At 65.1% G+C, this 13,228-nt stretch carries 19 protein-coding genes and 1 pseudogene; 14 read left to right on the forward strand and 6 right to left on the reverse strand.

Annotation, left to right across the window (positions count from 1 at the left end; translation table 11 throughout):
* The first annotated feature begins 6 nt into the window (after positions 1–6).
* Positions 7–1,080, forward strand: a complete 1,074-nt coding sequence (gene ychF / locus A5650_RS21570) for a redox-regulated ATPase YchF (RefSeq protein WP_067296479.1) — start codon at positions 7–9, stop codon at positions 1,078–1,080.
* A gap of 10 nt (positions 1,081–1,090) precedes the next feature.
* On the opposite strand, the gene arr is transcribed toward ychF, so the two are convergent.
* Positions 1,091–1,501, reverse strand: coding sequence for an NAD(+)--rifampin ADP-ribosyltransferase (gene arr, locus A5650_RS21575; protein ID WP_067296482.1), 411 nt, complete (start codon positions 1,499–1,501; stop codon positions 1,091–1,093).
* A gap of 28 nt (positions 1,502–1,529) precedes the next feature.
* On the opposite strand from arr, the pseudogene A5650_RS26960 reads away from it, so the two are divergent.
* From A5650_RS26960 to A5650_RS21595, 5 genes and pseudogenes are all read left to right on the forward strand, one after another.
* Positions 1,530–1,736: pseudogene (locus tag A5650_RS26960) on the forward strand (VOC family protein); the annotation flags it as partial.
* 65 nt (positions 1,737–1,801) lie between these two features.
* Positions 1,802–2,164, forward strand: a complete 363-nt coding sequence (locus A5650_RS26550) for a hypothetical protein (protein ID WP_082950882.1) — start codon at positions 1,802–1,804, stop codon at positions 2,162–2,164.
* A gap of 351 nt (positions 2,165–2,515) precedes the next feature.
* The gene (locus A5650_RS21585) at positions 2,516–2,695 is read left to right on the forward strand and encodes a hypothetical protein (protein ID WP_231992718.1); all 180 of its coding nucleotides are present in this window, start codon (positions 2,516–2,518) and stop codon (positions 2,693–2,695) included.
* Positions 2,696–2,878: 183 nt separating this feature from the next.
* Entirely contained in the window at positions 2,879–3,625 is a 747-nt protein-coding gene (locus A5650_RS21590) for a class I SAM-dependent methyltransferase (RefSeq protein WP_067296492.1), read from the forward strand.
* 232 nt (positions 3,626–3,857) lie between these two features.
* Positions 3,858–4,223, forward strand: coding sequence for a DUF1801 domain-containing protein (locus tag A5650_RS21595; protein WP_067296495.1), 366 nt, complete (start codon positions 3,858–3,860; stop codon positions 4,221–4,223).
* 97 nt (positions 4,224–4,320) lie between these two features.
* On the opposite strand, the gene A5650_RS26965 is transcribed toward A5650_RS21595, so the two are convergent.
* Positions 4,321–4,560, reverse strand: coding sequence for a hypothetical protein (locus A5650_RS26965; RefSeq protein ID WP_156744255.1), 240 nt, complete (start codon positions 4,558–4,560; stop codon positions 4,321–4,323).
* Between the two features lie 153 nt (positions 4,561–4,713).
* On the opposite strand from A5650_RS26965, the gene A5650_RS21600 reads away from it, so the two are divergent.
* From A5650_RS21600 to A5650_RS21610, 3 genes are all read left to right on the forward strand, one after another.
* Positions 4,714–5,199 (forward strand): SRPBCC domain-containing protein, encoded by a 486-nt coding sequence (locus tag A5650_RS21600; RefSeq protein WP_067296499.1) that lies wholly within the window; start codon positions 4,714–4,716, stop codon positions 5,197–5,199.
* A gap of 151 nt (positions 5,200–5,350) precedes the next feature.
* The gene (locus A5650_RS21605; protein WP_067296502.1) at positions 5,351–5,623 is read left to right on the forward strand and encodes a WGxxGxxG family protein; all 273 of its coding nucleotides are present in this window, start codon (positions 5,351–5,353) and stop codon (positions 5,621–5,623) included.
* Between the two features lie 411 nt (positions 5,624–6,034).
* The gene (locus A5650_RS21610) at positions 6,035–6,739 is read left to right on the forward strand and encodes an LmeA family phospholipid-binding protein (RefSeq protein WP_082950890.1); all 705 of its coding nucleotides are present in this window, start codon (positions 6,035–6,037) and stop codon (positions 6,737–6,739) included.
* Here A5650_RS21610 and A5650_RS21615 read toward each other — a convergent pair.
* Positions 6,736–6,981 (reverse strand): hypothetical protein, encoded by a 246-nt coding sequence (locus A5650_RS21615; RefSeq protein WP_067296508.1) that lies wholly within the window; start codon positions 6,979–6,981, stop codon positions 6,736–6,738. The genes A5650_RS21610 and A5650_RS21615 overlap by 4 nt on opposite strands.
* Before the next feature lie 66 nt (positions 6,982–7,047).
* Positions 7,048–7,725 carry a guanylate cyclase gene (locus tag A5650_RS21620; protein ID WP_067296719.1) on the reverse strand — a complete coding sequence of 226 codons (678 nt, stop codon included), beginning with the start codon at positions 7,723–7,725 and terminating at the stop codon, positions 7,048–7,050.
* A 42-nt stretch (positions 7,726–7,767) separates the two neighbouring features.
* Here A5650_RS21620 and A5650_RS26970 point away from each other — a divergent pair, with 42 nt between their 5' ends.
* Entirely contained in the window at positions 7,768–7,944 is a 177-nt protein-coding gene (locus A5650_RS26970) for a hypothetical protein (RefSeq protein WP_156614019.1), read from the forward strand.
* Here the strand turns inward: A5650_RS26970 and A5650_RS21625 are convergent.
* The gene (locus A5650_RS21625) at positions 7,926–8,711 is read right to left on the reverse strand and encodes an adenylate/guanylate cyclase domain-containing protein (RefSeq protein ID WP_067296511.1); all 786 of its coding nucleotides are present in this window, start codon (positions 8,709–8,711) and stop codon (positions 7,926–7,928) included. The two genes, A5650_RS26970 and A5650_RS21625, sit on opposite strands and share 19 nt — an antisense overlap.
* A gap of 25 nt (positions 8,712–8,736) precedes the next feature.
* Here A5650_RS21625 and A5650_RS21630 point away from each other — a divergent pair, with 25 nt between their 5' ends.
* Positions 8,737–9,705, forward strand: a complete 969-nt coding sequence (locus A5650_RS21630) for a hypothetical protein (protein ID WP_067296515.1) — start codon at positions 8,737–8,739, stop codon at positions 9,703–9,705.
* A gap of 98 nt (positions 9,706–9,803) precedes the next feature.
* On the opposite strand, the gene A5650_RS21635 is transcribed toward A5650_RS21630, so the two are convergent.
* Positions 9,804–10,661, reverse strand: a complete 858-nt coding sequence (locus tag A5650_RS21635; RefSeq protein ID WP_067296724.1) for an alpha/beta fold hydrolase — start codon at positions 10,659–10,661, stop codon at positions 9,804–9,806.
* Between the two features lie 93 nt (positions 10,662–10,754).
* Here A5650_RS21635 and A5650_RS21640 point away from each other — a divergent pair, with 93 nt between their 5' ends.
* From A5650_RS21640 to A5650_RS21650, 3 genes are all read left to right on the forward strand, one after another.
* Positions 10,755–11,369, forward strand: a complete 615-nt coding sequence (locus A5650_RS21640; protein WP_231992720.1) for a TetR/AcrR family transcriptional regulator — start codon at positions 10,755–10,757, stop codon at positions 11,367–11,369.
* A gap of 238 nt (positions 11,370–11,607) precedes the next feature.
* Complete coding sequence (locus A5650_RS21645) at positions 11,608–12,375, forward strand: MlaE family ABC transporter permease (RefSeq protein WP_067089035.1); 768 nt, start codon at positions 11,608–11,610, stop codon at positions 12,373–12,375.
* Positions 12,372–13,226, forward strand: coding sequence for an ABC transporter permease (locus A5650_RS21650; RefSeq protein ID WP_067296520.1), 855 nt, complete (start codon positions 12,372–12,374; stop codon positions 13,224–13,226). Before A5650_RS21645 ends, A5650_RS21650 begins: the two co-directional genes overlap by 4 nt.
* Positions 13,227–13,228 lie beyond the last annotated feature (2 nt).

A 13,228-nucleotide genomic window follows, 5' to 3' on the forward strand; every position in this document is an offset into this window, starting at 1 on the left:
GACCCTGTGAGCTTGAACCTGGGAATCGTCGGCCTGCCGAACGTCGGAAAATCGACGCTGTTCAACGCGTTGACGCGAAACGACGTCCTCGCGGCCAACTACCCGTTCGCCACGATCGAACCCAACGAGGGCGTCGTGCCGCTGCCTGATCCGAGATTGGCGGAGCTCGCCAAGATGTTCGGCTCGGAAAAGATCATTCATGCGCCGGTCACCTTCGTTGATATCGCCGGGATCGTCAAGGGCGCCTCCGAAGGCGCTGGGCTGGGCAACAAATTTCTCGCGAACATCCGCGAAAGCGACGCGATCTGCCAAGTGGTGCGGGTGTTCAGCGACGATGACGTGGCTCACGTCGACGGCCGCATCGACCCGAAGTCCGACATCGAGGTCATCGAGACGGAGTTGATCCTCGCGGATATGCAGACGCTCGAAAAGGCGCTTCCGCGACTGGAGAAGGAAGCCAGGACGCACAAGGAACGCCGACCGGCGCACGAAGCCGCAGTGGCTGCACAGGAGGTTCTCAACGGCGGGACGACATTGTTCGCCGCGGGCGTCGACGCGTCACCGTTGCGGGAGCTGAACCTGCTGACCACGAAACCGTTCCTGTACGTGTTCAACGCCGATGAGGCGGTGCTGACCGACGAGGCCCGCAAGAACGAGTTGCGCGAACTGGTGGCTCCCGCAGACGCGGTGTTCCTGGACGCGAAGATCGAGGCCGAGCTGCAGGAACTCGACGATGAGTCGGCCGCCGAGCTGCTGGAGTCGATCGGCCAGACCGAGCGCGGGCTGGATGCGTTGGCGCGGGCGGGTTTTCACACGCTGAAGTTGCAGACGTTTCTCACCGCGGGGCCGAAGGAGTCCCGCGCGTGGACGATTCACCAGGGCGACACCGCGCCGAAGGCGGCCGGCGTCATCCACACCGACTTCGAGAAGGGCTTCATCAAGGCCGAGATCGTCTCCTACGACGACCTGATCGAGGCCGGGTCCATGGCCGCGGCGAAGGCCGCGGGCAAGGTGCGGATGGAGGGCAAGGACTACGTCATGGCCGACGGCGACGTCGTCGAGTTCCGCTTCAACGTCTAGGTCGATCGCTTCAATTGATGATTTCCCCGCGTTCGTCGGTGGAGATCTTCGCGAGTCGTTCGCGCCACACCTGAAGTTCTTCGGGGGACAGCCGCGTCCAGTCGTGGACTTCCTCGACCACGCGCAGTGGCTCGCGGCTGCGGTACGAGCGGGTCGGATTGCCGGGGAATTTCTTGTCGGTGACATTCGGATCGTCTTCGAACTCACCGGTCGGTTCGACGACGTACACCCGCGGCATGCCGTCGCCCGCCGCGAGTTCGGCCGCCAGCCCTGCACCGTCGCGCAGCGCCGTGAAGTAGATGTGGTTCATCAGGATCTCGGGCCGGTAGTTGGACGGAAAGCCCGCGGTGAGCAGGTCTCCTGGCTTCAGGTCGGCCTTCGTCCCGTGGAAGAACGGGCCCTTCTCCAGCCGGGCATTCATGTTCTCTAGGCTACGTCTCCCGGTGGAGTCCAATTTCAGGGCGAGTGTTCGGTTTATCGTCGATCATGTGGACGCCGAATATGACCGTCTACGTGAAGTTTTCGAGGACGTCCTCACAGAACTGACCATGATTCCGTGGGGCACCCGGGCGCCGCTGTTCCGCGATCCCGATGGCAACTCCGTCAATTTCTTCACCCCGGTCACCGACGAAGCCCGGGCCAGGTTCGGAGGCTAACTGTTCGACGGTTGCTTCCGGCTTCCGTCTGGTTTCCGCCGTGCCTCGCGGAATAAGGTCGCACCATGGTCGGTGACGAAGGGGCCGATGCTTCCGAATCGGATGATCGCGACGACAGCGCCCATCGCGAGGAGGAACTCGCACGACGCGAGCATGTTGCCGACGAACGGGACCGCATCGCGGACGAGCGAGAACGCATTGCGGACGAGCGAGAACGCATTGCGGACGAGCGCGAGCAGCGGGCGGACGAACGCGAAGGTGCGACAGTGCAGCGCGAGCGTGAGCGACTGCACCGCGTCGCTGAACGCGCTGAGCGCGAGCAAGCCGCGCAAAGGCGGGGCAGCGCCGAGATCGAACGCGAGGTCGCCGAGGTCGCCCGTGAGGTGGAGAAGACGCGACGCCTCGGAGATTCGTCGAGGGACGAGTGAAAGCGACCTCTCAGCCGTCTACCGCGACTACCTGAGCTGTCTGAATGACCGGCGGTGGCCGGACGGTTGGCCGGACTGTTTGATCGGCAGGCAGTGAGTGCTCCGAGTATCCCGAATGGCTGCGGTGCATCTGGGAATCTGCGGGCACACTGCTCAATTCTTGGCGCTCAATCGGCGGCGGTGCGGATGTTGCACCGGGCCTCCTTGACTAGGACAGATTCCGGCCTTCCGGACCGCATATAAGTCTCCGCTCGTCGCGGCGTCAGTTGGGATGATCTGCAGAAGCAGCTCAAGAAGGCAAATGAACTCGCCCGGAAGCACGGCGCCGAAAACGTCACGACGTTGGTAACCATGATCGGTGGCGACGCGACGAACACCCTATGCGTACTTTCCAGCGCCGAGGACTGGTCACGCTACGGCCAAATCCAAGAAGCCATGATGAGTGATCCGGAGATGCACGCCCTCTTGGTTGAGGCTGCCCAGATGGCCAATTGGCAGACTTACGTCAGCCAGACGATCCCAGACCTCTGACGCCTGGCTTGCATCGAGTTGCACGAATCGACGGTCGCGAGCTGAAAGCCGAATGCGCCTCGAATCGCCCCGGAGACGAAGGTAACGGGACGCCGAGTGAGCCACGCTGGCAAAGGTCAACCGCACGTCAACTGCAAACAACCAACGTCGTTGAGCTGAGTGTTGGCGGCGTAGCATTCTGGGGTGGGTTTCAGCGTCCCGCCTCAGGCCTACGCGCGATTCATGGGTAGGTACGCCGAGCCACTTGCAAAGGTCTTCGTCGCATTTGCAGGGGTCCGCGCAGGGGAGAAGGTGCTCGACGTCGGCTGCGGCCCAGGAACGCTGATCCGGCAACTTGTGTCGGTTGGAGTTGAGGTAGCGGCCATCGATCCTTCGATGCCGTTCGTCGACGCCGTCCGTGAACAGTTCCCGGGGATCGACGTACGGCGCGGTTTTGCTGAAGAATTACCTTATGCCGCAGCATCTTTCGATGCGGCTCTAGCACAATTGGTGGTGCACTTCATGACGGACCCGGTGGCCGGCGTCAGACAGATGGCGCGGGTGGTCCGGCGGGGTGGCGTCGTCGCGGCATGTGTGTGGGATGGACCGACCGGTGCACTGGCCCCGTTCTGGGAGGCCGTTCATGTACTTGATCCGGAAGCGGAGGATGAAGCGCTCCTCACCGGCGCGCGCAGGGCACACCTGACCGAAATGTGGGAGGCGGCCGGGTTGCGGGACGTTGCAGAAGAGTCGCTCGTCGTTGACGTAGTGCATCCGACTTTCGACGAGTGGTGGGAACCCTACACATACGGTGTCGGTCCGGCCGGTGACTACGTTCGCAAACTAGATGTGGAAGGTCGCTTGCGTCTCGAATCAACCGCTCGGGACCGTCTGGGTGATGGCCCGTTCACCGTCAGCGCCGCCGCATGGGCCGCCCGCGGGACGGTCTGACGGCAACGGTATCGCTTCAGCAGTCGACTCGTGAGCGGTGAATCGCTGGTCACCGGTATCGGGGCGCGGTCCTCGGCGATCGCCTCTTCTCGCGAAAGGAAACGTGTAGCTGCGATGCTGTGCTTTGCATTTCGCGTCTCTCACTCCCGGGTCCAAGCAGCCGAATGGTGCTGTGAGGCAACGCTACGGCGGAGGCAGGAGTGATCGAACCGCGGGAGTTAGATTTAGCGGCATGTCTGAAGACTGGCGCATGAACCGGGTCGACGAGATTCGGTCGTTGATCAAGGAAGCCGAACCCGACGTGGTCGAGGAGATCAAGTGGCGTAAGCCGTCGAACCCCGATGGCGTGCCTGCGTTCTCGTTGGACGGGCTCATCTGCACGCTGGAGATGTACAAGGGCAAGGTCAAGGTGAACTTCGCCAAGGGTTCGTCCATCGCCGACCCGAACAACCTGTTCAACGCGAGCCTGCATGCGCCGGTGGGGCGGTCGATCGATCTGCAGGAACACGACGAGCTGGATCCCGAGAAGTTCAAGGCGCTGATCAATGCTGCGGTCGAGGTCAACCGGAGCAATAAGGCCTCCAAGCGCCGCAAATGAGGCGTCCCGCGCGTCGGTGCGGCACTCTCGAGTAAGGCGAACACCGTGCCGGGAGTCACCTGGCAGGCCAGGCGGACGCTACCGCGTTGACGGCCGGTCACGGCGCAGGGATGGCAATCCGCACCGAACCGTCGCACATCTGCACGGTCGGACCGGCGACCCGCACCGAACCGTCGCATAGCCGCGTCTGCGGGGAGTGCACCCAGCCATCGCCGGGAACCGCGGGATCTGCGTACTCGATCCTCCACTGCGGATGCGGTGACGGCGTAGCGCCTGCAGATCCTGCGGCCAGTCCCGCCGCGAGCGCGGCGGCACCCGCCAATGTCGCCCCGACCAACGTCTTCTTCAGCTTGTTCGTCGTGATTTCCGCTTGGTTCCTTCCGCGAAGGCGTCGCGCTGTGTCGCGTCACCGATGCGGCAAGTACAAGGTGTGAGACGCGCTACCGATCCCAAGAAACGTGGTCGCCGAAATCGGGTTCAATGTTCTTCGATGGCACGCACAGATACCGCATCGAAGGTGGTCAAGGCTCCGTTGAGCCGTGTCTTCGAAGCCCTCGTCGACCCCGAGGCACTCGCCGAGTGGCTGCCCCCGGCCGGGATGACAGGCCGGTTCGAACACTTCGACGCCCGCCCGGGTGGCTCGTACCGAATGATCCTGACGTACGTCGACCCGCCCGGGCACGGCGGTAAGACCGACGCCGATTCCGATGTCGTCCAGGGGCGCTTCGTCGAGATAGAATCCGACAATCGAGTCGTCCAAACGGTCGAGTTTGATTCGGCCGAAACGACTTTCGGCGGCACGATGACCATGACGTGGACGGTGACGCGAGTCGACGGCGGGACGCGCGTGGAGGTGCGCGCCGACGACGTGCCTCTCGGGATCTCGGCGGCCGACCATGCGGACGGGATGAACTCCTCGCTGGACAACCTGGCGACCTACCTCGCCAAGCGGCAGATCGTGTTTCGCCCCGAGTGAGACGGTCAAGCGATGCACGCACGATGCATTTGCCGGCTTTCTGTGCGCGCAGGATTGAGCGAGTTTCCTTTGGGTAGACCTGTGCCCGAGCTAGGGGGGTGGGCACGGTGCCCAAGGGTCCACTGGCTCCAGACACAAAGGAGCAAAAGAAATGCAGAAGACCGTGGCAGTCGGCGCAATGACGCTCAGCTTGCTGTTCGGCGGCGCCGGCGTGGCGAACGCGACCGATCTGACCGTGCCGGCAACGACCACCACAACGGTCGCTCAGCAAGATGTCCAGCACGAGCAGGAAAGCGACAAGACCGGCCTGTGGGGGCTCGTGGGACTTCTCGGCTTGGCGGGATTGCTCGGGCTGAAGAAGCGCAGGGACGCCGATTACCCGGCAGTCCGTAACGTCGGCACGAATCCGCCTCCGCGCGCGTAGCACCTGATCGATCGACAGCCCCCGTCAGGTGACAGAGCCTGGCGGGGGCCTCTCGCGCACGGATAGGGCAGAATCGCGCACGTGACGCAGCCGCCGCACCACCCGGGTCCGCCTGACTGGCGGGGCCGCGGCGCGCCGCCCCCGCATCCGGGCCAGCGACGACCGCCGCCTCGGCCGCCGGAGCCACCAACTCAACCGGGCCCGGCGCACCACGATCAGCCGACCGAACAGCTTCGCGCACGCACGGGTCCCGCGAGTGCGGGTCCCACACAACGTATTCCGCGGCCGCCGTCTCCGGCCGACGTGCGGCCGACCCAGCAGATCGAGCGGCCGGCTCCGCCACCACCGCCGTCCTTCGGATCCGCTCCGGACGGGGGTGAGAAACCGCGCCGCCACCGTGGCGTCAACAAGATGACGATCGCGCTCCTCGCGGTCATCCTGGTCGCCCTACTGGCCGGTGGCCTGGCCGCCGGTGAGCTCTATGCCCGGCAGCGCGCGGACAGCATCCTGACCGAGGTCGCCGAGTGCGTGACCGAGGACGGCGTCAAGATCTCGTTCGGGGTCAACCCGCCGTTCTTGTGGCAACACATGACCGGGCATTACACCAACATCTCGGTCACCACCGACGGCAAGCGGGTGCAGAGCGCCGACGGCATGACCGCGCAGGTCACCCTTGCCGACGTGCGGCTGCAGGACACGGGCGATTCCAAGGGCACCATTGGATCACTCGACGCGACCCTGAGTTGGAAGTCGGCCGGTATCAAAGACACCGTCGCGGCGAACCTGCCCGGCGTCGGCAACCTGGTCACCGGGGTGCGCACCGATTCTGCGGCGGGGACGGTGATCTTGGAGGCCGGCGACAACAGCGTCACCGCCAAGCCCGTCGTCACCGACGGCGACCTCAATTTGCAGGTCCTCGATGTCACCGGCCCGCTGCCCAAGGATGCGGTGCAGACGGCGCTCAACGACCTGACCAAGAAACTCAACGACAACTACCCGCTCGGGATCCACGCCGACAGCGTCGAGGTCACCGACTCCGGCGTCGTCGGGGAGTTCTCGAGCCGGGATGCCGCCATTCCCAAGGAGGATGCCAACCCCTGCTTCGCGCGCCTCTAGCCGCGATCACGCAGATACCGCGCGACGAGCGCGATGACGGTCAGCAGCACGGCCACCGCCACCAGGCCCGCCAGCACGGTCCACGCGACGAGACCGGCGTCCACGGGGCGTCCCATGATCTCGGCGCGGCGCCAGTAGACCGCGCCGATCAGCACGGCCTTGACGACGACCAGTATCGAGGCGATGCGTAGAGCGGTGGACAGCGGCACCTCATCGAGCGTACGCAGGGGTGCGGCCGCCACGCACTACACAGCGGGACGGTGGTGATGGCTCCGCCGACCGCTTTCGGTGCCGCTCGAAGGGGCTGATCAGCGCAGGGTCACGGCGATCTCGGGGCTCAGTTGATAGCCGGGCGTGAGCGGCAGGGTGTCTCCGCTCCAGAACGAGCCGGGGTCGAACCAGTTGTAGTGCTTCTCCGACGTCAGCAGCCCCATCTCCTCGTAGGTGATGGCGACGGTCTCCGCGCAGTACGCGGTCTGCATCCCCACCTGGAGCTGCTCCTGCTTCCTGCGCGCCGTCGCGTCCCGAACTCTCCTGTGCACGAACGGAATCCCGCGCGTGAAGTCGGTGACGGCAAGGCGCCCGCGAAACCAGCGGCCGGTCAGCCGCGCGGTGCTCGGAAACGGTGTGCCGTCCATACGGGCAACCACCTTCAACGCCCGGTCCTCCTGCTCGCGGTTGGCATACGGCGTGAGCTGACGCAGCCAGCAGCGCTGGTGGTAGTTGTTGATCCACCGCTCGACCACCTGGCGGGCGTCGTTGAGTTGCACGCCACGCTGGTTGCGGCCGGTCCACATGTCGGTCAGCTTGTCGCCGAGTTCGGCGTGCCAGATCAGCGGCGGCAGATCCTCGATCGCGATCGTCATCCCGACGTGGTTGACCGGGCTGTTGGTCAACGACTGGATCGCCCGGTCGGGCCCGGAGCGTCCGCGAAACAGCCACAGGTCGCCGGTGCGCGTCGCCTCCAAGGCTTGTTCCAACGACACGGTGGTTGGTTTCACAACCGCAGCTTAGGCAGACTGACCGCTATGCGCGGTATCTGGAAGTGGGTCGGGCTGGCGAGCGTCGCGGGTGTGGTGGCGGGCGGCGTGCTGGTCGCGCGCGATCAACGACGCCGCAACTCCTACACGCCCGAGGACATCAGGGCGCGGCTGCACCAGCGGGTCGCCGAGGCCAACGCCGGCGGTCAGGACTCGACGGCGTAAAGCCGGTGTGACCCGCTGAATCCCTTGAGCTGGGCGTCGCGGCCGTCGTCGAACGCGATGTCGTCGACGTCGGCCAGCGCGTCGCGCACCACCTCGCTCACCAGCACCTCCCCGCCGTTGGCTTCGTTCGCCACCCGCGCGGCCATAGCGACGTTGCGTCCGAACAGGTCTTCGCCGCGCCGCACCGACTTACCCATGTGGATTCCCATGCGAACACGAATACCGTTGGGCGGCCTGCGAAGTGACCGCTGCACATCCATGCTGCACCGCACCGCCTCATCGGGTTGGGCGAACGCGACCATGAATCCGTCGCCCTGGCTCTTCACCACGTATCCCGAATGCTTCTTGACGTGGCGGCGCACCATCTTGTCGTGCCGACCCAGCAACCGAACGAAGGCGCGGTCGCCGATGCGTTCGTTGAGCGCGGTCGAGTCCTCGATGTCGGAGAACAGGATCACCATCTTGCCGCTCGGTGAGAGCCGGGCCAGGTCCGGTCGCTCCACCTCGGCCCAATCAGCGAGATCCTCGATTGAGGTTCTCACCGCCGCACCGAGGCCGTCCCTACGCAAGATGTTCGCGGTCTGCCACACCTGCTTCACCGCTTCGCGACCGCCGCTGAGCAGCATGTTCTTCGTATCGAGGCGACGGCGCGCCTCATCGAGTTCCTCGCGCTGACGGGTATACCGAATCCACAGCACGCCCAGCGCGACGGCTTCGGCCGCCACGGCTATCGCCAGAATGTAGGCCGCGATCTGGGCTCCGGTCACCCCTCAAGTATTGGATGCTGATTCTGTGACGCCCGCGGAGCCCCCGTATTACGAGAGTCGCTACATCCGCGCCAACCACCCCGAGTCTCCCCAGGCGCTGTGGTTGCGGGAAACTCTGTTGCTTCCCACGGCAGGTGAGCCGGTCGCCGATGTGTGGGTGATGATCTTCGATCCAGACGGGGCGGGCAACCGCGCGCTCAAGGAGCCGTACCCGATCGACTCGGCCGACTACGACTATGACACCGGGACTGACGCCTGGACCGCGCGGATCGGTGCGACCGTCCTCGACGACCGGTCGGCCGAGGGTGTGGTCACCGGCGGGCATCGCTCGGCGCGCTGGGACCTGCGGATCAGCCCGGGCGACGAGCCGGAGGTCCGGCTGCTCAGTGACCGTGCCTACGCGGCACGGTTTCCGACCGCCAAGACCACGGTGCGCCATCCCCTCGCCCGGTACGACGGGCTGCTCGAACTCGACGACGTCCGCCTCGTGCTCGACGGGTGGACCGGCAGCGTCAACCACAACTGGGGCACCCGGCACACACCGTCCTACGCGTACGGCCAGGTCTGCGGGTTCGACAACGCGCCCGACACGACGCTCGAAATCGTCACCGCCCGTGCCGCACTCGGGCCGGTGCTGCTGCCGGGTGTGACGCTGTTCGTGTTCCGGCACGCCGGCCAGGAGTTCGCGGTGCGGTCGATCCGCGGCAGCCTGCAGACCCACGGCCACTACCGCCCGTTCACGTGGACGTTCGGCGGGCGGATCGGCGAGCAGATGATCGAGGGCGAGATCGTGACCGAACCGTCCGACGTGATCGGGCTGACGTACACCGACACCGACGGCGCCGCGAAGTACTGCTACAACTCCGCGATCGCCACCTGCCGAATTCAGGTGGCGGGCAAGGCGTTCGAACGCGCCGAACTGGTCGCCCACCGCCGCGCGATGTTCGAGATCCTCACCAACGACCGCCAGGCTGCGGTGCCGCTGCTGGCCTGATCTGATGCTGCCGTGGCCGAAGCTGAATTTCTGCACGAGGTTTTACGATTGCTTTGACACAAAGGTTCAGTCTCGGCGCACGGTGCGACGTTCTGCGGTCACCGGCAGACGAATTGCACCACGACTTCGGAGAACGCGTCGTTGTCGTCACCGGCGGCGGTGTGGCCGGCCTCGGAGAGCTCGACGAACTCCGCGCGAGGCACTTTCTCCAGGAAGTCCTTCACGCCCGCAGTGCTGACCACATCGGAGAGTTTCCCACGGATGAGCAGTATCGGGATGGTCAAGCTCATCACCGCGTGCTCGAGCTTCTCCTCGCGGACGAATCGGTCGTCGATCGGCGCGGTGAGAAACGCCGGATCCCAGTGCCAGAACCATCGTCCGTCGCGGAATCGCAGGTTCTTCTTCAGGCCTTCGGGGTTCCGCGACCGCTTCCGGTACGGCAGATACGCGGCCACCGCGTCAGCCGCTTCGTCGAGCGACTCGAAACCGTCTATCCCGCTGGACATGAACTCGCGGATGCGCGCGCTGCCGTCCTTCTCGTATCGCGGCACGACGTCGACGAGCACGAGCTTGGTCACCTTCTCCGGCCCCGCAGCGGCCGCGGCCAGCATGCCCGTCATCCCGCCCATGCTCGCGCCGATCAAAGCGACGGGGCGGCCGATCTGTTCGACGACCGCGAGCGTATCCGCACTCAACGCGTCAACGGTGTAGTTGGCGTTCGGCGCTCGGTCGCTGTCTCCGTGCCCCCGGCAATCCAGTGCGACCACGTGCAGACCGAGGCCGGCGAGGATGTGGCCGGTCTTCTTCCACGAATAGCGGTTCTGACCACCGCCGTGCAGGAGCAGTACGGAGGGACGCTCGGTGTGCGCGCCGCGGTTCCACTCGTCGGCCACCAAGGTGATGTCCTCAGACCCGCGGAACTTCACGGTCTGCGGTTCGCTGTCAGTCGCGGTCACGGCCGTCCTCTCGCCCCGGTGGCTCACGTTACCCACCGGGAATTTCGGCCGATCCCGGTGCCCTTGATGAGAGCGTCAATATACTTTGCCCTCGTGCAGCCGGAGTTCGCCGACCAGGACCGTGAGCGCATCATCGAGGCTGCCTACGCCTGTCTCTCACAACCGCACGCGGGTCCCGTCCCCGTCGCGGCAATTTTGCAGCGTGCGGGGGTGTCGACGCGTGCCTTCTATCGTCACTTCGAATCCAAGGACGAGCTGTTCCTCGCCATGCTCCGCGAGGAGACCAACGCTTTGGCTCGGCGTCTCGACCTGATCGCCGAGGACAAGTCGGGCGTCCCCGCCGAACAGCTCGAAGCGTGGATCGAGGGGATGTTCGGGCTGATCCACGACGACCAGATGCGGATGCATTTCACCGTGATCGACTCCGACGAGGTGCGCGCCGCGCGAAGCTACCGAGCGACGCGCGAGAAGGCTCACGCCGACCGGGAGCGCTCGCTGGCGGAGATCCTGCGGCGCGGCCGAAGCGACGGTTCGTTCCCGCTGACCGATCCGGAGCAGGACGCCGTCGCGATCAACGCGATCATCAGCCGCGTATTGATCATTCAGACGTACGACGACCACGACGGCCTGCGACGGGCCAAGGCCCGGGTCCTCGACTTTGCGCTGCGCGCTCTGGGGGCCCGTCAATACGTCTCCGAAAGGCGATGATCTCCGGACGCGGCGGCGGATGGGGCGGGCCTGCGTGGCCGGATATCTTCGGCGATGTAGTGGGGAAACTCACCTCAGCCGCTTTGGCGGTTGCTCAACCGTAAATTCCCGATATACGGTTCCCCGGCGTCCGCCCGTGTGTACCCTTGCGCCACAGCCATCACGGGCGCGGGTTGTTGGTGTCGAGGAAGGTTGGACGACCTATGGCAGGTCACCCCACACGGGCAAGGCCCGACTGATGGTCGCCTCCACCGCAATTGCCAAGCCCGTGCGCGCCTTCGGCGGCTTCTATTCGATGGCGCTCGACACTTTGGTGTCTATCTTCAAGCCGCCCTTCGCATGGCGGGAATTGATCAGTCAGTCGTGGTTTGTCGCACGGGTGTCGATCGTGCCGACGCTGTTGCTGACGATCCCCTACACGGTGTTGCTGACGTTCATCGAGACGATCCTTCTCGGAGAGATCGGTGCCGCAGACTTCTCCGGTACGGGTGCCGCCCTGGGCACGGTACGCCAGATCGGGCCTATCGTGACGGTTCTGGTGGTAGCCGGTGCGGGCGCCACCGCAATGTGTGCCGATCTGGGTGCCCGCACGATCCGTGAGGAACTCGATGCGTTGCGAGTGATGGGCGTCGATCCCATTCAGGCGCTTGTGGTTCCGCGGGTGCTCGCTGCCACCATCGTCTCGCTGGCGTTGTCCGCCACGGTGATTCTGGTCGGCTTGGCCGGCGCATATTTCTTCGTGGTCTACATCCAGAACGTCTCGCCTGGTGCGTTCGCCGCCGGCCTCACCCTGATCATCGGCGCCACCGACGTGATCATCGCGCTGGTGAAGGCGGCGTTGTTCGGACTCTCCGCCGGCCTGATCGCCTGCTACAAAGGGATTTCCGTGCGCGGTGGACCGGCCGGGGTCGGTAACGCGGTGAACGAAACCGTGGTGTTCACATTCATGGCGCTGTTCGCGATCAACATCGTCGCAACAGCCGTGGCGATCAGAATCACGCAATGACCGTCTCTCGGCCGCATTCCCAGTTCCCCTGGCTCAAGAGCCGGTTGCGCAGCGTGGCGGATCCGTGGAACCGCATCGGAATGCAGACCAAGTTCTACGGACGCACGCTGCGCAACATGCATTACGTACTGCTCCACTACCGGGTGGAACTGGTCCGGATCATCGCCGAGATGGGACTCGGAGCCGGCGCACTCATCATCATCGGCGGTACGGTCGCCATCGTCGGCTTCCTGACTGTGACCACTGGCGCATTGGTGGCCGTTCAGGGCTACAGCGACTTCTCCGAACTCGGCGTCGAGGCCCTGACGGGTTTCGTGTCGGCCTACTTCAACGTGCGCTTGATCGCACCCGCCACCACCGCGATCGCGTTGTCCGCCACCATCGGTGCCGGAGCCACCGCGCAACTCGGCGCCATGCGCATCAATGAGGAGATCGATGCCCTCGAGGTGATGGGCATCCGCAGCATCGCGTTCCTCGCCTCGACCCGCGTCATCGCGGGCTTCCTCGTCGTGATCCCTCTGTACTGCGTCGGCGTTCTGATGGCGTTCTGGGCGGCGCGGTTCGGAACCACGGTGATCTACGGCCAGTCGACCGGCGTGTACGACCACTACTTCCGGACGTTCCTCAATCCCACCGACCTGATGTGGTCGTTTGGTCAATGCATTGCGTTGTCGGTGGTGATCATGCTCGTGCACACCTATTACGGCTTCACCGCGCGCGGCGGACCCGCCGGTGTGGGAGAGGCCGTCGGGCGTGCGGTGCGTACGTCGTTGATCGTCGCCGCGTTCGTCCTCGTCATGCTCTCGCTCGCGGTGTACGGCCAGTCCGGCAACTTCAACCTGGCCGGGTGACG

Origin of the sequence: Mycobacterium sp. 1164985.4 (assembly GCF_001668575.1) — a bacterium.
GTDB lineage: Bacteria > Actinomycetota > Actinomycetes > Mycobacteriales > Mycobacteriaceae > Mycobacterium.

Excerpts from the sequence above, each read along its gene's own strand:
- A5650_RS21605 (WP_067296502.1), top strand. The coding sequence starts at position 5,351 with ATGCAGAAGACCGTGGCAGTCGGCGCAATGACGCTCAGCTTGCTGTTC.
- arr (WP_067296482.1), bottom strand. The coding sequence starts at position 1,501 with ATGAATGCCCGGCTGGAGAAGGGCCCGTTCTTCCACGGGACGAAGGCC.
- A5650_RS21600 (WP_067296499.1), top strand. The coding sequence starts at position 4,714 with ATGGCACGCACAGATACCGCATCGAAGGTGGTCAAGGCTCCGTTGAGC.
- A5650_RS21650 (WP_067296520.1), top strand. The coding sequence starts at position 12,372 with ATGACCGTCTCTCGGCCGCATTCCCAGTTCCCCTGGCTCAAGAGCCGG.
- A5650_RS21595 (WP_067296495.1), top strand. The coding sequence starts at position 3,858 with ATGTCTGAAGACTGGCGCATGAACCGGGTCGACGAGATTCGGTCGTTG.
- A5650_RS21645 (WP_067089035.1), top strand. The coding sequence starts at position 11,608 with ATGGTCGCCTCCACCGCAATTGCCAAGCCCGTGCGCGCCTTCGGCGGC.
- A5650_RS21585 (WP_231992718.1), top strand. The coding sequence starts at position 2,516 with ATGATCGGTGGCGACGCGACGAACACCCTATGCGTACTTTCCAGCGCC.
- A5650_RS21610 (WP_082950890.1), top strand. The coding sequence starts at position 6,035 with ATGACGATCGCGCTCCTCGCGGTCATCCTGGTCGCCCTACTGGCCGGT.
- A5650_RS26550 (WP_082950882.1), top strand. The coding sequence starts at position 1,802 with ATGGTCGGTGACGAAGGGGCCGATGCTTCCGAATCGGATGATCGCGAC.
- A5650_RS26970 (WP_156614019.1), top strand. The coding sequence starts at position 7,768 with ATGCGCGGTATCTGGAAGTGGGTCGGGCTGGCGAGCGTCGCGGGTGTG.